The organism is Cereibacter sp. Soil_C_27, from assembly GCF_057657095.1.
In genome coordinates this window covers 255089-274201 of sequence record NZ_JBDGJD010000003.1, presented here as the reverse complement: position 1 = coordinate 274201, position 19113 = coordinate 255089, and the positions used below count along the sequence as shown (strand labels likewise).

Annotated in this window: 15 protein-coding genes; 11 read left to right on the top strand and 4 right to left on the bottom strand. The window is 68.0% G+C overall.

Features of this window, described 5'->3' with window-relative positions; all coding sequences use genetic code 11:
• The first annotated feature begins 451 nt into the window (after nt 1–451).
• The 3 genes from AC3A5Z_RS13300 (at nt 452) to AC3A5Z_RS13290 (ending at nt 4116) form a co-directional block, all read left to right on the top strand.
• Complete coding sequence (locus AC3A5Z_RS13300) at nt 452–1549, top strand: sensor histidine kinase (protein ID WP_487519825.1); 1098 nt, start codon at nt 452–454, stop codon at nt 1547–1549.
• A gap of 95 nt (nt 1550–1644) precedes the next feature.
• Nucleotides 1645–3423 (top strand): SLC13 family permease, encoded by a 1779-nt coding sequence (locus tag AC3A5Z_RS13295; protein WP_487519824.1) that lies wholly within the window; start codon nt 1645–1647, stop codon nt 3421–3423.
• A gap of 36 nt (nt 3424–3459) precedes the next feature.
• Nucleotides 3460–4116, top strand: a complete 657-nt coding sequence (locus AC3A5Z_RS13290) for an exopolysaccharide biosynthesis protein (RefSeq protein WP_487519823.1) — start codon at nt 3460–3462, stop codon at nt 4114–4116.
• Here the strand turns inward: AC3A5Z_RS13290 and AC3A5Z_RS13285 are convergent.
• The 3 genes from AC3A5Z_RS13285 to AC3A5Z_RS13275 all read right to left on the bottom strand — a co-directional run bounded on the left by AC3A5Z_RS13285 (nt 4113) and on the right by AC3A5Z_RS13275 (nt 7134).
• Nucleotides 4113–5618, bottom strand: a complete 1506-nt coding sequence (locus AC3A5Z_RS13285) for a tripartite tricarboxylate transporter permease (RefSeq protein WP_136793729.1) — start codon at nt 5616–5618, stop codon at nt 4113–4115. The genes AC3A5Z_RS13290 and AC3A5Z_RS13285 overlap by 4 nt on opposite strands.
• 13 nt (nt 5619–5631) lie before the next feature.
• Nucleotides 5632–6093 carry a tripartite tricarboxylate transporter TctB family protein gene (locus AC3A5Z_RS13280; protein WP_136793728.1) on the bottom strand — a complete coding sequence of 154 codons (462 nt, stop codon included), beginning with the start codon at nt 6091–6093 and terminating at the stop codon, nt 5632–5634.
• Nucleotides 6094–6156: 63 nt separating this feature from the next.
• Nucleotides 6157–7134: a tripartite tricarboxylate transporter substrate-binding protein gene (locus tag AC3A5Z_RS13275; protein WP_487519822.1), complete on the bottom strand. Its 978-nt coding sequence runs from the start codon at nt 7132–7134 to the stop codon at nt 6157–6159.
• 203 nt (nt 7135–7337) lie between these two features.
• Between AC3A5Z_RS13275 and AC3A5Z_RS13270 the strand changes: the two genes are divergently transcribed.
• The 4 genes from AC3A5Z_RS13270 to AC3A5Z_RS13255 all read left to right on the top strand — a co-directional run bounded on the left by AC3A5Z_RS13270 (nt 7338) and on the right by AC3A5Z_RS13255 (nt 10258).
• Nucleotides 7338–7619: a ribbon-helix-helix domain-containing protein gene (locus AC3A5Z_RS13270; RefSeq protein WP_487519821.1), complete on the top strand. Its 282-nt coding sequence runs from the start codon at nt 7338–7340 to the stop codon at nt 7617–7619.
• 82 nt (nt 7620–7701) lie between these two features.
• The gene (locus AC3A5Z_RS13265; protein WP_487519820.1) at nt 7702–8097 is read left to right on the top strand and encodes a VOC family protein; all 396 of its coding nucleotides are present in this window, start codon (nt 7702–7704) and stop codon (nt 8095–8097) included.
• 56 nt (nt 8098–8153) lie between these two features.
• Nucleotides 8154–8675 carry a Twin-arginine translocation pathway signal gene (locus AC3A5Z_RS13260; protein WP_487519819.1) on the top strand — a complete coding sequence of 174 codons (522 nt, stop codon included), beginning with the start codon at nt 8154–8156 and terminating at the stop codon, nt 8673–8675.
• 11 nt (nt 8676–8686) lie between these two features.
• Entirely contained in the window at nt 8687–10258 is a 1572-nt protein-coding gene (locus tag AC3A5Z_RS13255; protein ID WP_487519818.1) for a GMC family oxidoreductase, read from the top strand.
• A gap of 50 nt (nt 10259–10308) precedes the next feature.
• On the opposite strand, the gene ilvD is transcribed toward AC3A5Z_RS13255, so the two are convergent.
• Entirely contained in the window at nt 10309–12168 is a 1860-nt protein-coding gene (ilvD, locus tag AC3A5Z_RS13250; protein ID WP_136791645.1) for a dihydroxy-acid dehydratase, read from the bottom strand.
• A gap of 335 nt (nt 12169–12503) precedes the next feature.
• On the opposite strand from ilvD, the gene AC3A5Z_RS13245 reads away from it, so the two are divergent.
• The 4 genes from AC3A5Z_RS13245 (at nt 12504) to AC3A5Z_RS13230 (ending at nt 19113) form a co-directional block, all read left to right on the top strand.
• Nucleotides 12504–13004 (top strand): DUF4405 domain-containing protein, encoded by a 501-nt coding sequence (locus tag AC3A5Z_RS13245; RefSeq protein WP_487519817.1) that lies wholly within the window; start codon nt 12504–12506, stop codon nt 13002–13004.
• A gap of 124 nt (nt 13005–13128) precedes the next feature.
• Nucleotides 13129–14031 carry a viral aspartic protease gene (locus AC3A5Z_RS13240; protein WP_487519816.1) on the top strand — a complete coding sequence of 301 codons (903 nt, stop codon included), beginning with the start codon at nt 13129–13131 and terminating at the stop codon, nt 14029–14031.
• Nucleotides 14018–15073, top strand: a complete 1056-nt coding sequence (locus AC3A5Z_RS13235) for a hypothetical protein (protein ID WP_487519815.1) — start codon at nt 14018–14020, stop codon at nt 15071–15073. The genes AC3A5Z_RS13240 and AC3A5Z_RS13235 overlap by 14 nt, the downstream gene beginning before the upstream one ends.
• Nucleotides 15074–15369: 296 nt before the next feature.
• A complete protein-coding gene (locus tag AC3A5Z_RS13230; protein ID WP_487519814.1) occupies nt 15370–19113 on the top strand; it encodes a non-ribosomal peptide synthetase in 3744 nt (1247 codons plus the stop codon).

Below are 19113 nucleotides of genomic sequence, written 5' to 3'. Positions count from 1 at the left end.
GCAGGGCGCCAAGGTCGCGCCAGCCCGATCGGGAGACTGATTTTAGCGTTATGCTGCACTGCCGCAATCTGCACCGCCGCACCCTTGCTGTGCGAAAGAGCCGAGAACCGCGCAGGCGGGCGCCGCGTTGTCTGCCTTGACCCGCAGCACGCGGAACGGCTTGCAGGCGGTGGCGTTTCGGGGAGGCGGGGAGCTTTCCGGGTCTTGCCAACCCGCTCCGGTCGGGTCCGACACCCCCGGGGCCGCACTATGGGCCGGCGGCTGCCGCACCGAAGCTGGCGTCAATGGGCCGCTGGGTCGCTCCCATGGGAAGGCAGGCCGTATCTGACGCAGCGTCAATGCTTTTCCACGGTCACAGAAGGGGCTTGACCACTGTCAACCTGCCCTGACCCCCCTTACGGTTGACAGCTACCCGCGATACAAGAGGCCGCCAATCCCACCCGAGAGATCCATGAGCACCGGCACGAACAGCAAGTCAGGCTTCGTCGCGGACAGAGAAGGCGGCTTCTGGCCGTCGATGATGCGGCGCGTCACGGCCCTGTCGCTGGTCGAGCGGAGTCCTCGCTTCTGCGCGCTCTTCGCCGTGAGTGCCTTCGTCATCTCCTTCGGGCTGCGCTACGGGCTCGACCCCGCGCTGCCGCCGGGTTTTCCCTTCCTGACCTTCTTCCCGGCAGTCATCCTCACCACGCTCTATGCCGGGGTGGCGGCAGGCACCGCGCTTGCCGTCGCCTGCGGGCTGGCTTCCTGGTATTTCTTCATCAGCCCGTTCAATTCGCTGGCGATCACCGGAAATTCGGCGGTGGCGATGGGCTTCTACATCTTCATCGTCGCCACCGAGATCCTGCTGGTCCATGCGATGAACCTCGCCCTGCGCGCGATGCAGCGGGCCGAGCAGCGCAGCACCGGGCATGCGCAGGCGCGCGAGCTGATGTTCCAGGAGCTGCAGCACCGGGTCTCGAACAACCTCACCACCGTCTCGGCCCTGCTGGGGCTGCAGGCGCGCAAGATGTCCGACCCGGTGGCGAGCCGGGCCTTGGGCGAGGCGCAGGCGCGGCTCGATGTGGTGGGGCGGCTGCAGCGGCGGCTGCACGACCCCGAACAGCAGGAGCTGGAGCTGGGCGGCTTCATCGGCGCTCTGGCGCAAGACACGATCCGGGCGATGGGTGTCGAGGACCGGATCACCGTGCAGTCGCGGACGGTGCCCATCGCGGTGACGCCGGACCAGACGGTGCCCCTGGGGCTGATCGCCACCGAACTGCTGATGAACGCCATCGAGCACGGCTTTGCCGGGCGCGAGCGCGGCACCCTGACGATCTCGCTGGAGCGCAGCCGGGCCGCCGGGGCGGAGACCGGGGTGCTGACGCTGGCGGACGATGGCAACGGCCTGCCCGAGGGCTTTGCGCCCGAAGCCACGCGCAGCCTCGGGCTGATGGTCGCGCATCAGTTCGCGGCACAGCTGGAGGGCTGCATCCAGTTCCGGCGCGACCCGGCGGGCGGCACGGAATGCCGGCTGGAGTTTCCCCTGCGGGACACGGCCAAGCGCCTCTGACCCGGACGGAGCCTGCGCGGGCGGCGGCGCCACAGGCGCTTTGACATTCCCGAAATTCTGCATAGACAGACGCTGATGGCGGCGCAGGAGAGCATATGCCCGGATTGGAACTCGCCCCGACTGTCGAGGCATGGGTGGCGATCGGCATCATCCTCGGGATGCTGGTGCTGTTCATCCGCGAAACCCTGCCGGTCGAGGCGACCGCGCTGATCGGTGCGGCGCTGATGCTGGTGCTGGGCATCCTGCCGCAGGATCAGGCGATGAAGGTGATGTCCAACGCGGCGCCCTGGACCATCGCCGCGATGTTCATCGTCGTGGGGTCGCTGGTGCGGACCGGGGCGCTCGACTGGGTGACGCAGCTTGCGACGCGGCATGTGATGACGCGCCCGCGCACGACGGTTTCGGTGCTGGCGGTGGGGATCGTCGGCATGTCGGCGGTGGTGAACAACACGCCCATCGTCGTGGTCTTCCTGCCGGTCTTCATCCAGCTGGCGGCACAGCTGAGGATCGCGCCCTCAAAGCTGCTGATACCGCTCAGCTATCTGTCGATCATGGGAGGCACGCTGACCCTCGTCGGCACCTCGACCAACCTCGTCGTCGATGGCGTTGCGCGCACGGCGGGGCTGGAGCCCTTCTCGATCTTCGAGATCACGCCGGTCAGCCTGCCCATCGCGCTGGTCGGGCTCGTCTATCTCGGGCTGCTCGGCAACTGGCTGCTGCCGAGCCGGCCCTCGATGACGGCGATGCTGACCAACCGCTCGAAGATGAAGTTCTTCACCGAGGTCGCGGTGCCCGAGGGATCCTCGCTGATCGGCAAGCCGCTGGAGTCGGTCGATCTGTTCCGCCGTGGCGGGGCGATGGTGATCGACGTGCTGCGCGGCGATGCCTCGCTGCGGCGCGACCTGACCGGGGTGGAACTGATGGCGGGCGACCGGGTGGTGCTGCGCACGCCGATGTCGGAGCTGCTGAGCCTGCAGGACCACAAGGATCTGCAGATGGTCGACAAGCTGACCTCGGTCGCGACCGACACGGTGGAGGTGCTGATCACCCCCGGCTGCCGGATGATCGGGCGGTCGCTGGGGCAGATGCGGCTGCGGCGGCGCTACGGCGTCTATCCGCTGGCGGTGCATCGGCGGAACCAGAACATCGGTCGCCAGCTCGACGATCTGGTGGTGGCGGTGGGCGATACGCTCTTGGTCGAGGGCGCGCCTTCCGACATCCAGCGGTTGGCGCAGGACATGGAGCTGACCGACCTGTCGCATCCGACCGAGCGCGCCTTCCGCCGCAAGAAGGCACCGATCGCCGTGTCGGTGCTGGCGGCGATCATCCTTCTGTCCTCGCTGGAGGTGGCACCGATCGAGATCCTCGCCTTCATCGGGGTCGCCGTGGTGCTGGTGACGCGCTGCATCGACAGCGACGAGGCCTTCGCCTCGATCGACGGGCGGCTGCTGGCGATGCTCTTCGGCATGATCGCCGTGGGGGCGGGGCTGGAGCAATCGGGCGCGGTGCAGCTGCTGGTCGGGGCGTCCGAGCCGCTGCTGGTGGGCATGGCGCCGTGGCTGCTGATCTTCTGCGTCTATGCGCTGACGTCCTTCCTGACGGAACTGCTGTCGAACAACGCCGTTGCAGTGGTGGTCACGCCAGTGGCCATCGGGCTGGCGCAGAGTCTGGGGGTCGATCCGCGGCCGATCCTCGTGGCGGTCATGTTGGGGGCGTCCTTCGGCTTTGCCACGCCCATCGGGTATCAGTGCAATCTGTTGGTCTACGGGCCGGGGGGCTACACCTTCGGCGATTTCATGCGGATCGGCGTGCCGTTGAACATCCTGATGGGGATTGCTGCGGCAATCGTCATTCCGATCGTCTATGGTCTCTGAGAGCGTCAGGCGGCGCGAAGAACAGGCAGTGTCGTGATGAGCCGGACCGATTTTCTCAGCCCTGAGCCCGGAATGCCGGTGCTTCTGGACGATCTGCCGCCGAAACCCTTCTCGGCCATCCTGCAGGACATTGCCGCCGGCCCGGGCGAGCGGATCTCGCTCGGCGATCTGCTGGAGGCGATGCAGGGCCGGGCGTTCGGGGCGCTGCTGATCGTCTTCGCCTTTCCCAACATCCTGCCGAGCCCGCCCGGTCTGGCCGGGGTGCTTGGACTGCCGCTGATCTTTCTCTCGGCGCAGATGGTCATGGGGCGTCCGCCTTGGCTGCCGCAGTTCATCGCCCGCCGGTCGATGGCGCGCAGCGCCTTCGCCACGCTGGTCAAGCGCGGCGCACCCTGGCTGGCCCGGGCCGAGCGGCTGCTGCGCGAGCGGATGCTGGGCCTGTCCTCGGCGGGGGCGCAGCGGCTGATCGGGCTCGTCTGCCTGCTCCTGTCGCTGACGCTGGTGCTGCCGGTGCCCTTCGGCAACATGCTGCCCTCCATCGCGCTCTGCCTCATCGCGCTCGGCGTGCTGGAGCGCGACGGGCTCTGGATCGTCGGCGGGATCACCAGCGCCTTCATCGCCGTCGTCATCGTCGGCGGCATGGGCTATGCGCTGGCGCAGTCGGCGCTTTTCGTGATGCGCAGCGCCTTCTAGTCGGCCTCGGTAAAGACCTGCTCGCGCTTGCGCCGCACCTGCGGCAGCAGCACGACCACCAGCACCGCCAGCGCCATCAACAGCAGCACGAGGCTGATCGGCCGGGTGACGAAGGTCGTCGGATCGCCGCGCCCGAGGATCATCGCGCGGCGCAGGTTTTCCTCCAGCATCGGCCCCAGCACGAAGCCCAGAAGCAGGGGCGCGGGCTCGCAGCGCAGCTTCATCATGATGTAGCCGAGGAGGCCGAAGAAGGCGACGGCGTAGAGGTCGAAGGCGTTGGAGTTCACCGAATAAACCCCGATGGAGCACATCGCCATGATGATCGGGAAGAGCACATGGTAGGGCACGGTCAGAAGCTTCACCCAGAGGCCGATCAGCGGCAGGTTCAGCACCACCAGCATCAGGTTGCCGATCCACATCGAGGCGATGATGCCCCAGAACAGCGCAGGCTGCTCGGAGGCGACGTTCGGCCCCGGCACGATGCCCTGGATGATCATGGCGCCGATCATCAGCGCCATGACCGGATTGGCCGGGATGCCCAGCGTCAGGAGCGGGATGAATGAGGTCTGCGCGCCGGCGTTGTTGGCCGATTCTGGCCCGGCCACCCCGGCGATGGCGCCCTTGCCGAAATCCTGCGGGCGGTCGGAGAGGCGTTTCTCCATCGAGTAGCTGGCGAAGGAGGCGAGGATCGCCCCGCCGCCGGGCAGCACGCCGAGCGCGGAGCCCAGCACGGTGCCGCGGACCATCGGCGCGACCATCGCCTTGAGGTCGACACGGGACGGCCAGAGCGAGCCGACCTTGTTGGTGACCATGGTCCGGGTATGCTCGCCCTCGAGATTGCGCAGGATCTCGGCGATGCCGAAGACGCCGACGGCGAGGGCGACGAAGTTCAGCCCGTCGGCATATTCGCGGATGCCCAGCGTGAAGCGCGGCGTGCCGGTGTAGATGTCGGTGCCAACGAGGCCCAGAAGCAGACCCAGCACCACCATGGCCAGCGCCTTGACCACCGAGCCATGCGCCAGCGCGATGGAGGCGACGAGGCCGAGCACCATCAGCGAGAAATATTCCGCCGCGCCGAATTGCAGCGCGATGACGGTCAGGGGCGGCGCGAGCAGCGCGACGAGGAAGGTCGCGACAGTCCCGGCGAAGAACGACCCCAGCGCGGCGATGGCCAGCGCCGTGCCCGCCTTGCCCTGCCGCGCCAGCTGGTAGCCGTCGATCGCCGTCACCGCCGAGGAGGATTCGCCCGGCATGTTGATCAGGATCGCCGTGGTCGAGCCGCCGTATTGCGCGCCGTAGTAGATGCCGGAGAGCATGATCAGCGAGGAGACCGGCTCCAGCTGGAAGGTGATCGGCAGGAGCATGGCGATGGTTGCCGTCGCGCCGATGCCGGGCAGCACACCGATCAGCGTGCCGAGCATGACGCCGATCAGGCAAAACAGCAGGTTCTCGGGCGAGGCCGCGGTGGCGAAGCCGAGGCCGAGGTTGGAGAGCAGATCCACGAAGGCGATCCTTTCAGAACGGCAGCCAGGGGCCGAAGCGGCGGAAGGGCAGGCCGAGGGCGTAGCTGAACACCAGCGTCGAGAAGATCGTGACCGCCACCGCCAGCAGAACCGCCGCGAAGGGCTTCATCTTCAGCGAGGCGAAAGCGGCGATCAGCGTGGTGAGGAAGATCGAGGGCACGAAGCCGAGGCCGCGCACCGTCAGCCCGAAGAAGATCGGCGCCGGCAGGATGAACAGGAGGCCGCGCCAGGCATGCTCGCCCATCGGCTCGTTCTCGGCCTTCATCGCGCCGAACAGCACGATCATCCCGAGGAGGATCAGCACGCCGGACAGGATCAGCGGGAAATACCCCGGACCCATGCGGAAGGCGGTGCCGAGATCCAGCGACAGCGACTGCGCGCCGAAGAACAGGCCGCAGAAGATGAACAATGCCCCGGCGGCCGCGTCGGTCTTGTCGAATTTGGTGTCTTTCATGGGCAACCCGCTGCTGCGCGCCGGAAGTCTGCCCCGCCGAACCTGTCGGCGGGGCGGCGAGGCTCAGTCGGCGTAGACGCCCGCGGCCTCGATCACCGGCTTCCAGCGGGCGATCTCGGACTCGAGCTTGGTCTTCAGCGCCTCGGGGGTCGCATCCTCGGCGGGCGAGGGTTCGGTGCCCAGTTCGGCGAAGCGGGTGGCGATGTCGGCATCGGCGAGCGCCTTCTGCAGCGACTCCGACAGGCGCTGGTTCACCTCGGCGGGGGTGCCCTTCGGCGTGTAGATGCCGTGCCAGATCATCACCTCGAACCCGTCGAGGCCGCCTTCGATGGCGGTCGGCAGTTCGGGGAAGATCTCCAGCCGCTCGGGCGAGGTGACGGCATAGGCCTTCACGGTGCTGCCCTGGATCTGCTTCGTCGTGTTGGTGGTCTGGTCGCACATCAGATCGACCTGACCGCCCAGAAGATCGGTCATCGCCGGGCCGGTGCCCTTGTAGGGCACGGTGACCAGCGGCACGTCGAGCGCGCTCATCAGCATCATGCCGCAGAGATGCGAGGCCGCGCCGATCCCGGCATTGGCCAGCGTCACCGTGTCCTTGTTGGCCTTCACGTATTCGATCATCGAGGCGAAGTCGCTCGGCTCGAAATCCTGCCTTGCGATGACGGTCATCGGCACCTCGGTGACGAGGCCGACATAGTCGAAGGCGTTCAGCGTGTCATAGGCGAGGCTGCGGTACAGCGTGGCGCTGGTGGCCATGCCGATATGGGCCAGCAGCATCGTGTAGCCATCCGGCTCGGCTTCGGCCACGCGGCCGGCACCCAGCGTGCCGCCGGCGCCGCCGACGTTCTCGACGATGATCTGCTGGCCGAGATCGGCCGACATCTTCTCCGCTATCAGACGGGCGACGGTATCGGTCGGCCCACCCGCGGCAAATGGGACCACCATGGTGATCGACTGTTCCGGATAGCCCTGCGCCGAAGCCCCGGACGCTGCGAAAACGACGCCGGCAGCAAGGCCGGCGAGCCTGTTGGTTAGTGCCATAGTATCCTCCCGAAATGGCGCTGCGACCGCACGGCCCCTCCCGGACGCGCGACTGGCGGTGACTAGACCATTCACCAAGGCTTCACGCAATCGGGAAGAGTGTGGTTGACGTTGCGGCAAGCAGCCCGGGCCTGCCACCAATGGACTGTTTGCAAAGCACGATCCGCAGGCGAAGCTGTCGGCACGAACCGGGAGGAACGACCATGTGCCAGATCTTCGCCCAGCAGGACCCGGGCGGGTATCGCCCGATCACCCGCCGACTGCGACTGAACGGCCAGAGCACCAGCATCCGGCTGGAGCGGCTGTTCTGGGACATCCTCGACGACATCGCGCGGGGGGAGGGGATCTCCACCCCCGCCTTCGTGTCGAAGCTGCATTCCGAGGTGCTGATCCATGCGGGCGAGGTGGAGAATTTCACCTCGCTCCTGCGCTGCACCTGCCTGATCCACCAGCGCCGCACGCCGATGGGGCTCGCGGCGGAATAAGCGGCCCGTAGTAGGCGATTACTACCAGCGCCCTGCGACGCTCTGTCACGCTGACCCGATCGGAGACAATCGGAGGCAAGGGGTGGCAAAGGCGATCCACAGCATGATCCGCGTTCTGGAGGAGGAACGCGCAACGAGGTTCTACGGCACGGCCTTCGGGCTGACGCCGGCGGACCGTTTCGACTTCGACAGCTTCACCCTGATCTACCTGCGCAACGACGCGGCGGATTTCGAGCTGGAGCTGACGGTGAACAAGGGCCGCACGGAGCCCTATGCGCTTGGCGATGGCTACGGCCATCTCGCCTTCTGCGTCGAGGATCTCGATGCGGAACACGCCCGCTTCACGCAGGAGGGGCTGAACCCCCGCAAGATCGTGGAATTCAACCGCGACGGCGCGCTGCTGGCCCGCTTCTTCTTCGTGCAGGACCCTGACGGCTACCAGATCGAGGTGCTGCAGAAGCACGGACGCTATCGCTGACGGTCCGTCCCGGTCCGGCCAGCGCGAGCGAGCAATGACGATGGGAGGAGACAAGAATGGCACTGAACGACCGCAGCACGCTCACGCGGCGCGCGCTTCTTTCGCGCAGCGTCGCGGCGGGCGCCACCCTGATGATCGGGACCGGCTATGTGGCGGGCCGATCCGCCGCCTGGGCGCTGGAAGTCACGACGCTGAAACCCGAGACCATGGCGACGCTGATCCAGATGGCGCGCGACATCTATCCGCATGACCGCATCGCCGACGAGTTCTACGCCATCGCGGTGAAGGGCTATGACGCCGCCGACAAGGCCGAGATGGTCGAGACGGGCGTGGCCGCGCTGAACGCTGCCGCCATTGGCAAGGGCAACGCGAGCTATCTCGGGACCGCTTGGGAGCGCGACCGGGTGGACCTGCTGCGCGGCATGGAGGAGAGCGACTTCTTCCAGACCGTGCGCGGCGGGTTGGTGACCGGCCTCTACAACCAGAAGGCCGTCTGGCCACTGTTCGGCTACGAGGGCGAGAGCTTCAGCCACGGTGGCTATGTCCACCGCGGCTTCGACGACATCAGCTGGATCTGAGGGAGGACGTCATGGCAGCACCGTTCGATCTGAACGACGACACCGTGGTCGTCATCGTGGGCACCGGCGCGGGGGGCGGGGTTCTCGCAAACGAGCTGGCGCAGAAGGGCATCTCGGTCGTCTCGCTGGAGGCGGGCGGGCGTTATCTGCCCGAGGATTTCATCAACGACGAATGGGACAGCTTCGGCCAGCTCGCCTGGCTCGACCCGCGCACCACCTCGGGCGACTGGCGGGTGGCCAGGGATTTCTCGGGCCTGCCCGCCTGGATCGTCAAGGCAGTGGGCGGCACGACGACCCATTGGGCCGGGGCCTCGCTGCGGTTTCAGGAGCACGAGTTCAAGGCGGCGACCACCTATGGCCCGATCGCCGGGGCAAACCTGCTCGACTGGCCGGTCGATCTGGCCGAGATGGCGCCGTGGTATGAGAAGGCCGAGGAGAAGCTGGGCGTGACCCGCACCGGCGACCGCGCGGGCCTGCCGGGCAACAACAACTTCAAGGTCTTCGAGGCGGGCGCCAAGGCCGTGGGCTACAAGGACGTGCATACCGGGCGCATGGCGATCAACAGCGCCGAGCGCGACGGGCGCAACGCGTGCCAGCAGACCGGCTTCTGCTTCCAAGGCTGCAAATGGGGCGCCAAATGGTCGGCCGCCTATACCGACATCCCGGCGGGCGAGGCGACCGGCAATCTGGAGGTGCGCGAGCGGTCGCATGCGATCCGCATCGAGCATGACGCGGGCGGCAAGGTGACGGGCGTCACCTATGTCGACAAGGACGGGGCCGAGAAGACGCAGAAGGCGCGGATCGTCTGCGTGGCGGGCAATTCCATCGAAAGCCCGCGGCTGCTGCTGAACTCGGCTTCGGAGATGTATCCCAACGGGCTCGCGAATTCCTCGGGGCAGGTGGGGCGCAACTACATGCGGCATGTGACGGGGTCGGTCTATGGCATCTTCGACAAGCCGGTGAAGATGTGGCGCGGCACGACCATGGCCGGGATCATGCAGGACGAGGCGCGCCACGATCCCTCGCGCGGCTTCTCGGGCGGCTACGAGTTGGAGACGCTGGCGCTGGGACTGCCCTTCATGGCGGCCTTCCTCGACCCCGGTGCCTGGGGGCGCGAGTTCACCACGGCGCTCGACAGCTACGAGAACACCGCCGGGATGTGGATCGTGGGCGAGGACATGCCGCAGGAGACCAACCGCATCACCCTGAACCATGCGGTGAAGGACCAGTTCGGCCAGCCCGCGCCGGATGTTCATTTCAGCGACCACCCCAACGACGTCGCGATGCGCAACCATGCCTACAGGCAGGGCATGGCGATCTACGAGGCAATGGGGGCGACGCGGGTCCTGCCGACGCCGCCGTATCCTTCAACCCACAACCTCGGCACCAACCGCATGTCGGAAGATCCCCGGCTGGGCGTGGTGAACAAGTGGGGGCAGAGCCACGACATCGCCAACCTCTTCGTGTCGGACGGCAGCCAGTTCACCACGGGCGCTGCAGAGAATCCGACACTGACCATCGTGGCACTGGCGATCCGCCAAGCCGATCACATCGCATCCGAGATCGGCAAGGGGACGCTGTAACGAACGACGGCCCGGAGGGATGCTCCGGGCCGTCGTCTCCTGTGGCTGGCTCAGTCGATCAGCCGCTCGATCCGCGACAGGTCGCGGACGGCGCCGCGCGCGGCGTTGGTGGTCATCGCCGCATAGGCGCGCAGCGCGGTGGAGACCTTGCGCTTGCGCGTCGCGGGCTTCCAGGCCTTGTCGCCCTTGGCCAGCATCGCCGCCCGGCGCGCCTCGAGCACGTCGTCGGCCACCGCGAGATGCAGCTTGCGCGTCGGGATGTCGATCTCGATCCGGTCGCCTTCCTCGATCAGCGCGATCAGCCCGCCCTCGGCGGCCTCGGGCGAGACATGGCCGATGGACAGCCCCGCCGTGCCGCCCGAGAAGCGCCCGTCGGTCAGGAGCGCGCATGCCTTGCCCAGCCCTTTCGACTTCAGGTAGCTGGTCGGGTAGAGCATCTCCTGCATCCCCGGCCCGCCGCGCGGCCCCTCGTAGCGGATCACCACCACGTCGCCCGCCTTGATGCCGTTGCCGAGGATCGCCGCCACCGCCGCATCCTGGCTCTCGAACACCCGCGCCGGTCCGGCGAAGACGAGGATCGACGGATCGACGCCCGCCGTCTTCACAATGGCGCCTTCCAGCGCCACGTTGCCCGACAGCACCGCCAGACCGCCATCCTTGGAGAAGGCATGTTCGGCGTCGCGGATCACGCCGCCGCTGCGGTCGGTGTCGACGCTGTCATAGCGGCGCGACTGGCTGAAGGCGACCTGCGTCGGCACGCCGCCGGGGGCGGCGCGGAAGAAATCATGCACCATCGGGCTGTCGGTGCGCTTCACGTCCCAGCGGGCCAGCGCCTCGGCCAGCGAGGCGGAATGGACCATCGGCAGATCGGTGGTCAGAAGGCCGGCCCGGTCGAGCTCGCCCAGGATGCCCATGATGCCGCCGGCGCGGTGCACGTCTTCCATATGCACGTCGGATTTGGAGGGCGCGACCTTGCAGAGGCAGGGCACGCGGCGCGACAGGCGGTCGATGTCCTCCATGGTGAAGGGCACGCCGCCTTCCTCCGCCGCGGCCAGGAGGTGCAGCACGGTGTTGGTCGAGCCGCCCATGGCGATGTCGAGCGACATGGCGTTCTCGAAAGCGGCGAAATTGGCGATGGCGCGCGGCAGCACGCTGGCGTCGTCCTGTTCGTAGTGGCGGCGGCAGAGATCGACGATCAGATGTCCTGCCTCGACGAAGAGCCGCTTGCGGTCGGCGTGCGTCGCCAGCGTCGAGCCGTTGCCGGGCAGCGACAGGCCAAGGGCCTCGGTCAGGCAGTTCATCGAATTGGCGGTGAACATGCCCGAGCAGGAGCCGCAGGTCGGGCAGGCGGAGCGTTCGATGGTCTTCACATCCTCGTCGCTGATCGAGTCGTCAGCGGCGGCGACCATGGCGTCGACCAGATCGAGCGCGACTTCCTTGCCCTTCAGCACGACCTTGCCCGCCTCCATCGGCCCGCCCGAGACGAAGACGCAGGGGATATTCAGCCGCATCGCCGCCATCAGCATGCCGGGGGTGATCTTGTCGCAGTTGGAGATGCAGACCATCGCGTCGGCGCAATGGGCGTTTACCATGTATTCGACGCTGTCGGCGATGATCTCGCGCGAGGGCAGCGAGTAGAGCATGCCGTCATGGCCCATGGCGATGCCGTCATCGACGGCGATGGTGTTGAACTCCTTGGCGACGCCGCCCGCCTGCTCGATCTCGCGGGCAACGAGCTGACCCATGTCCTTCAGGTGCACGTGCCCCGGGACGAACTGGGTGAAGGAGTTCACCACGGCTATGATCGGCTTGCCGAAATCGCTGTCCTTCATCCCGGTCGCGCGCCAGAGCCCGCGGGCACCGGCCATGTTTCGGCCGTGGGTGGTGGTGCGCGAACGATAGGCTGGCATGGTCTTCTCCCGGATTGATGACCCCGGTCTTGTGCTGCGCCGGGGCCGGTTTTGCAAGGCCGGGAGGGTTGAAAGCCTTGTGACACTGGGTTTTTCCGGCATCGGGAGAGCGGACGGGCTGCTGCGGCGGTCCGTCGCAGGGCAGCGGCGGGGGCGGCTTGTTCTTCATGCGGCGCCTTCGGCTGTTCCGGTAAGTGGTTGGGGTATCTGGACTTTCCTTAATTGTTGACAGTCAGAATGGGCCTCCGCCGCCTCCGACGGAAGCCAGAGCCTGTCGCGTTGCAGTCGGGACAGCCGGAGCACTCCCCGCACCGGCGCTTTTCCGGAGCCCTGCCATGTCGCCCCTCCTCAACCGCTATGCCACGCCCTTCATCACCGGCCTGTTTCTCGTCTCCACCGTCTCGGGCCTCGCCCTGTTCTTCCACATCGGCCCGAGCGGCTTTCACGGGATGCACGAATGGCTCAGCCTGCTCCTGATCCTGCCGTTCGTGCTTCATGTCTGGAAGAACTGGCGTCCGCTTCTGGGCTACATGAAGCACGCGCCGATGGGCATCGCGCTGGCGGCCTCCCTCGCACTGGGGGCGCTGTTCCTGATCCCGGCGGGCCGGGGCCCTGCCGGGGGGCCGCCGCCCTTCGCCTTCTCGCATCGGCTGCTCGGCAACACGGCGGGCGAACTGGCACCGTTGCTCGGCACCACCTCCCAGGAGCTCACGGCGCGGCTCGCCACGGCGGGCATCCCGCTGGCCGATCCCGCGACGCCGCTGGCCGAGGCCATTGCCGCCAGCGGTCGCAGCGAGATGCAGGCGATCGAGGTCCTGCTGGGCCCCGCGGGGTGACGGCACTTGCGGCCTGCAGCACACAGGCCGCAGGCTTCTGACCGGCAGGTCGCATTGCCGCTTTGAGAAAGGCGGGGGCGCTGCTACTCGCGGGGGAACCCAGATCTTCCGAAGGATACCCGCGATGACCGCCTCGCCCGCCGCATTCCGCCCCGTGATCCGCGCGCTGCCGCTGGTTCTGGCGCTGGCTCTGGCGGCCTGCGGCGGCGGGGGCGGCGGGTCGGGCGCCGACAGCGTGAGCAGCCGGGCCGACGCCGGGGTGACCAGCGGCAAAGGTGGCAGGAAGGTCGTGACGCCCGCCTTCGAGACCTATGTCACCCAGCACAACGGCTACAACCGTGTCCGGCTCGACAAGTCCACCGGCGCCGCGGATGACAAGATCCTCGCCCAGTTCGACGACGCCAACCCGGCCTCGCCCGCCGGCTATCGCAGCCTGATCGCCAAGCAGGAGAAGGTGTTCAGCAAGCACATGTTCATCGAGGTGATCGGCGAGGTGGACACCGTCAACGGCAAGCAGCAGGTCTCGCGCATCCTGCGCATGACCACCGACCAGAAGCCGTTGAACACCAGAAAAGGCGCGACCGGTAAGTTCTACTTCCGCGGCGAGAACTACGTCTGGGCCTCGCTCGACGGAGGCGCGGTGCAGGCTGGATCGGACGAGCGCGGGCTTGTAGACATGGTGATCGACTTCGACAGGGGGAGAGTGGATCTCGACCTGCGCACCACGGTGGCGGGGTCGTCCAAGCTGCGCACCGAGATGAAGGCCAATGGCCTGCCCTTCAACATCAGCACCGGGGCCTATGGCGGCAACGTGAAGCTGAAGGTCTGGGACAACAGCAGCCCCGACATCCTGAAGGCGGGCGGCTCGCTGCGCGGCAATCTCGGCGGCAGCCCGACCTATGCCAACAGCAAGCACAGGCTGACGACCTCGGGGCTCTACACCATTTCCGGCGCCGACAAGAAGACGGGCCGCAAGCTGCGGGCGGATGGCGTGTTCTTCGGGGCCGATCCGAATGCGCTTCCCTGACGCTGCAGCGTTGGCCGCGGCCGTCTCGCTCTGCGCGGCCACGGCATCCTTTGCCGACGCCCTCGCCCGCGCGCAGATCAGCCAGATCGCCCCGTCGGAGCGGCTGCGGCTCTTTGCCTTCGGAAAGCTGCTGGAGAGCGGTGCGGCGCTGCCCGACAGTGTGGCCGGGCTGAAGCAGGACATGGTGCGGCAGGGGTTCTACTACACGCCGGGCAGCGACCCGCTGATCGCGGCGCAGGCCTGGGCCGAGCCGGTGCTGGGCCATGACGGCAACATCAACGGCGGCACCCCGCGCGACAGCTTCACCTCGGGCGGCTTTGTCTTCACCGCCGATCCGTCGATCACCGCGAAATCCGGCGTGGTCGTCGGGCTCGCAGGCGGCGGGCTCGCCCGCTTCGCCTGGGCCGAGGGACGTTTCGTCGAAGCCGCGGTAAGCGCCGAATCCGCCTGGTCGCCCGAGCACGAGATCGGTCGCAGCAGCGCGCAGGCGCGGCTCTGCGCCCGCAACCACGTGGTCGGCTGGACCTTTCTCGACCTTTGCCAGACCGGCTCGGTCTTCGAGCGCGACCTCGACCGCAGCAATGTGCGCCAGACCGAGGCGACGCTCTCGACGCTCTTCGCGACGGGCGAAGGCTATCACGAACTGGCGGCGGGTCTCGGGCGGGTGGAGATGAACGCGGGGGCGCAGGAGACGCTGACCCTCAGCCTCGGCTCGGTCTGGGACCGCTTCGCCACCACCGCCGCGCTGACTCTTTCCAGCGCGATCCCGGACGAGACGGCGCAGCGGCTGCGGCTGTCGGGCGAGCTGCACTGGCTGGCGGCAGACCGGCGCTGGAGCCTCGAGTTCTGGCGGCAGGAAGCCGAGGGAGGGAGTTTCCTGGGCGAGACGCGCGAGGACCGTGCCCTTGGCGTGAGCCTCGCCACCGATCTCCGGTCCGGGCTGCGGGTGGAGATGGGCTTTGTCCACAACACCTCGACGGCGGAATTCTTCGACTACGATCAGGTGACGCTGGGCGCGAGTTTCGCCGCGTTGCAGTGGTAAGGCGTGTGCAGGGCGTGCAAGGTTAGCAATGCTTACGCGACGGGAGTTCTTCTTTTACGCGAGTGGCTTGCGCCTTGCTCTCCCTCAACGGGAAACGGGGCAAAGACCTGCGCGGCGCGCTCTCGGATCGCGCGCTTCCTCGCCGAGAGCGGGGGCTGCGGCAGGGTGCCCTCGTTGACAACCAGGAAGGCGGATGGTGTCTTGCCACCCGGTCGCCTGCCCTTGGCGAGGTGCCGACGTCTGATCCGCAGGCGGGCATCCGGCGGCCGCCCTTGCCCCGGACCGAAAGCCCTTCCATGACCTCACCCGTGACGGCCTCCCACGCACAGACGGCACTCTGGCTTGCGGGGCGCATTCTGCCCGATGCCGCGGCCCACAACCTGTTGTGGAGCTTGACCCTGCGTGGCCCGCTCGATGTGGCGCGGCTGTCGGCTGCGCTGACGGCGGTGGTGCGGCGGCAGGAGAGCCTGCGTACGGTGCCGGAGTGGACGGGCGAGCGGCTGGCGCTGCGCATCGCCGCGCCGCAATCGGTCAAGCTGCGGGCCGAGGCGCTGGCCGAGCCGCTGGAAAGCTTCGCCACCCGCTTCGGGATGGCGCCCTACGATCTGGAGGCAGGGCCGCTTTGCCGCTTTCACCTCGTGGGTGAGGATGCCGAGACGCATGTCCTGCTCTGCGGCTTTCATCAACTGGTGATCGACGGCACCTCTTGGCCAGTCTTCGTCGAGGATCTGCTGGCGGCGCTCGGCGGGAACGCCCTGCCGGATCCGGCGCAGGGATATGCCGATCACTGCCGCTGGCAGCACGGCCCGGCGGAGCCCGAGGGTTGGGACGCGGCGCGCGAGCATTGGCGGCGGATCGGCGCGGCGCTGCCGTCGGCCTGGGAGGTGCAGCTCGAAGGCGAGAGCGGTGAGGAGGAGCGGGGGGCGGCCCTGCATCGGCTGGCATTGCCCGACGTTCTGTCCGACCGGCTGCGACAGAGGGCGGAGGAGTGGCAGACCAGCCCGTTCCGCATCGCCTTCGCCGCCTGGATCGCGCTTTTGCATCTGGAGACGCGGCGCGAACAGCTGCCGATCGCCACCACCTACGCCGGGCGTCGTCGCGGGGACTGGCCTGGAGTTGTCGGGCTCTTCGCCAGCAGCGGGATCGTGCAGGCCGAGCTCACGCCCGAGACGGACTTTCGCGCCCTGGTTGGGCAGGTGGCCGCGCAGATCGCGAAAGGCGTGGCGCATCAGGGTTTTCCGAGCCGCCTCGCGCATCAGGATGCCGCGGCCGCGGGGAGGCAGATGCTGGAGGCGCTGCCGGTCTCGTTCAGCCGCCAGCCCGGTGGCCGCAGCCAAAGCTGCGGCGCGCTGGAGGTCCGGGACGCGCGGGTCTTCCTGCCCTGCACCGATCACGATCTCGCAGGTCATTTCCTCGACGAGGATGGGAGCTTCGTGCTGCAACTCGTTTACAGGTCGGCAAAATTCCGTCCTGCCGCGATAGCGCGCCTTGTCCGGCGCTATGTGGTGCTGCTGGCCCACGCGCTCGAACGGCCAGAGACGGCGGTGGGGGCGCTCGACCGGCTGCCGCCGGAAGATCGGGATTGCATTCTGGGCGCGTGGAACCAAAACGACCGCAGCTTCGATCTGCGGCCACTGCACGAGCTGGTCGAGGCGCAGGCAGCGCGGACGCCGCATCGGGTGGCACTGGTGGGGCCGGAGGGGGCACTCAGCTATCGGCAGGTGAACGGCGCGGCCAATGCGCTGGCGCATCGGCTGATCGCGGAGGGCATCGGGCCGGGCAGGGTGGTGCCGCTCCTGATGGAGTCGTCCGTCGAGATGCTGATCGCGGAGCTGGCGGTGATGAAGGCCGGGGCGGCCTTTGCGCCGCTCGACCCGCATTGGCCGCAGGCCCGGGTCGAGCGCATCCTGACCCGGCTTGACGCCCGGCTGGTGCTGGTGGCCGGGGCGGAGGAAGCGGCACTGGCCGGGCCCGACCGGCTCTCGCTGCGCGTGGCGGTCCGAGAGGATGGGGCGGAAAACCCGCGCGTGGCCTCCGCACTCGACGATGCGGTCTATTGCATCTTCACCTCCGGCTCGACCGGCGAGCCGAAGGGGGCGCTGAACGCGCATCGCGGCGTTGCCAACCGGCTGCTGGCGATGACGGAGGCCTTCGGCTCGCCCATCGAGGACCGCATCCTCGCGACGGCCTCGGCCATGGCCGATACCCATGTCTGGCAGTATTTCTGGCCGCTCATCGGTGGCGGGCGCGTGGTGATCATGCCCAGGGTGCAGGTGACTTCGCCGGCCCGCATCGTCGCGCTGATGCAGGCCGAGGCAATCACCTTCACCGATTTCATCCCCCCGATCTTCCAGCCGCTCGTCGCCCATCTTGCCACCCATCAGGAGTCGCGGCCGGCCTGTTCGGGGTTGCGCTGGGTGCTTCTGGGCGGCGAAGCGATGAATGCCGCCGACACGCGCGGCTTCCAGCGAATTCTGCCGCATGTCGGGATCTGCAACACCTACGGGCCGACCGAGACCTCGATCGGCGTGCTGTTCCACAAGCTGCCGCTGCCCTTTGTCGAGCCGATCCCGATCGGGCGGCCCTTGCCCAACGTGCGCGCGGTGATCCTCGACGCCGAGGGGCGGCTTGCGCCGGTGGGGACGGTGGGCGAGCTTTGCATCGGCGGTGCTGCGGTGGGGCTGGGCTATCTCGGCAATCCTGCGGCCACGGCGGAGAGGTTCATCGCCAATCCCTTCCCCGAACTCGGCTGCGACCGGCTCTATCGCACCGGCGATCTGGCGCGGTTCCGGCCCGACGGGCTGATCGAATACCTCGGGCGCGAAGATCACCAGATCAAGATCCGCGGCGCGCGGATCGAGCCGGGCGAGGTGGAGGCCGCGCTGATGCGGCACCCGACGGTGGCTCAGGCGCTGGTGGCACGGGACGAGGGCGGCACGATGCTGATCGCGCATCTGGTGCCTGCGGCCGGCGCGGTGCTCGATGCTGCGGCGCTGCGCGAGGCACTGCGCACGGAGCTGCCGGTGCACATGATCCCGGGGCGCTTCGTGGAACTGGCGGCGCTGCCGCTCACTTCGGCGGGCAAGACCGACCGGAAGGCACTGAGCCGGCTTTCCGGCATGGCGCTGCCCAATGCACCCGAGCATGTCGCGCCGCGCAGCCCTCTGGAGCGGCAGCTGGTCGCGATCTGGCAAGGCGTGCTGCGGCGCGAGGGGGTTGGGGTGCACGACAACTTCTTTGCCGATCTGGGGGGCGAGTCGCTGAAGGCGCTGCTCCTCGTGGCGGCCCTGCAGGAAGCAGGGCTCGGCGGCGACATCCGCTTGCTTTACGAGACCCAGACCGTTGCGGGTCTTGCCGTGCGGCTGAGCAGCGCCGAGCGGCCCGACGGGCAGCGTGCCAGGGGTGGGGCGATCATCGACCGGCAGCGGCCCTATCTCGCGACATGGAGCGGCGAACGGGTGTCGCCGGGCGGGCTGCTCTTCACCCGCAACGCTGGCGGGCCCAAGCCGCCGCTGTTCTGGTGTTTCCAGGGAGCGGTGGAGTTCCAGCAGCTTGCCGCCCACCTGGGGCCGGAGCAGCCGCTGATCGGCATGCGCTCGGGCCATCTGATCATGGACTATGACGACGTGAGTCTTGATGCCATCGCCGCGCGCTATGTGCAGGAGATGCTGGCGCTGCAGCCGCAGGGGGCGTTCCGGCTGGGCGGCAACTGTCAGGGCGGGCGGATCGCGCATCGGATCGCGGCGCATCTGGCCCGGCGTGGGCGCGAAGTGGCGCTCTTGATCCAGATGGAGGAGACGATCTTTGCGCCGCATTCCGGCAGGGTGGCGCTGATCTATGGCAAGATCAGCAAGCTCAACCCCTTCATCGACGGCGATCCGACGCCGCTGCTGCAGGAGCGCTACAGCGGCGGCTACAGCGTCGACATCGTGCCGGGCGCGCATGGCGAGTTCTTTCAGGACCGCCATGTTCCCGCATTGGCGCGGGCGGTGTCCGCACGGCTTGCGGAGCCGCGACTGGCGCGCGACGAGGCGGCGTGA

What these genes read in the sequence shown, in the direction of transcription:
- AC3A5Z_RS13300 (WP_487519825.1), top strand. Translation starts at nt 452, where the DNA reads ATGAGCACCGGCACGAACAGCAAGTCAGGCTTCGTCGCGGACAGAGAA.
- AC3A5Z_RS13295 (WP_487519824.1), top strand. Translation starts at nt 1,645, where the DNA reads ATGCCCGGATTGGAACTCGCCCCGACTGTCGAGGCATGGGTGGCGATC.
- AC3A5Z_RS13290 (WP_487519823.1), top strand. Translation starts at nt 3,460, where the DNA reads ATGAGCCGGACCGATTTTCTCAGCCCTGAGCCCGGAATGCCGGTGCTT.
- AC3A5Z_RS13280 (WP_136793728.1), bottom strand. Translation starts at nt 6,093, where the DNA reads ATGAAAGACACCAAATTCGACAAGACCGACGCGGCCGCCGGGGCATTG.
- AC3A5Z_RS13275 (WP_487519822.1), bottom strand. Translation starts at nt 7,134, where the DNA reads ATGGCACTAACCAACAGGCTCGCCGGCCTTGCTGCCGGCGTCGTTTTC.
- AC3A5Z_RS13270 (WP_487519821.1), top strand. Translation starts at nt 7,338, where the DNA reads ATGTGCCAGATCTTCGCCCAGCAGGACCCGGGCGGGTATCGCCCGATC.
- AC3A5Z_RS13260 (WP_487519819.1), top strand. Translation starts at nt 8,154, where the DNA reads ATGGCACTGAACGACCGCAGCACGCTCACGCGGCGCGCGCTTCTTTCG.
- AC3A5Z_RS13255 (WP_487519818.1), top strand. Translation starts at nt 8,687, where the DNA reads ATGGCAGCACCGTTCGATCTGAACGACGACACCGTGGTCGTCATCGTG.
- ilvD (WP_136791645.1), bottom strand. Translation starts at nt 12,168, where the DNA reads ATGCCAGCCTATCGTTCGCGCACCACCACCCACGGCCGAAACATGGCC.
- AC3A5Z_RS13245 (WP_487519817.1), top strand. Translation starts at nt 12,504, where the DNA reads ATGTCGCCCCTCCTCAACCGCTATGCCACGCCCTTCATCACCGGCCTG.
- AC3A5Z_RS13240 (WP_487519816.1), top strand. Translation starts at nt 13,129, where the DNA reads ATGACCGCCTCGCCCGCCGCATTCCGCCCCGTGATCCGCGCGCTGCCG.
- AC3A5Z_RS13235 (WP_487519815.1), top strand. Translation starts at nt 14,018, where the DNA reads ATGCGCTTCCCTGACGCTGCAGCGTTGGCCGCGGCCGTCTCGCTCTGC.
- AC3A5Z_RS13230 (WP_487519814.1), top strand. Translation starts at nt 15,370, where the DNA reads ATGACCTCACCCGTGACGGCCTCCCACGCACAGACGGCACTCTGGCTT.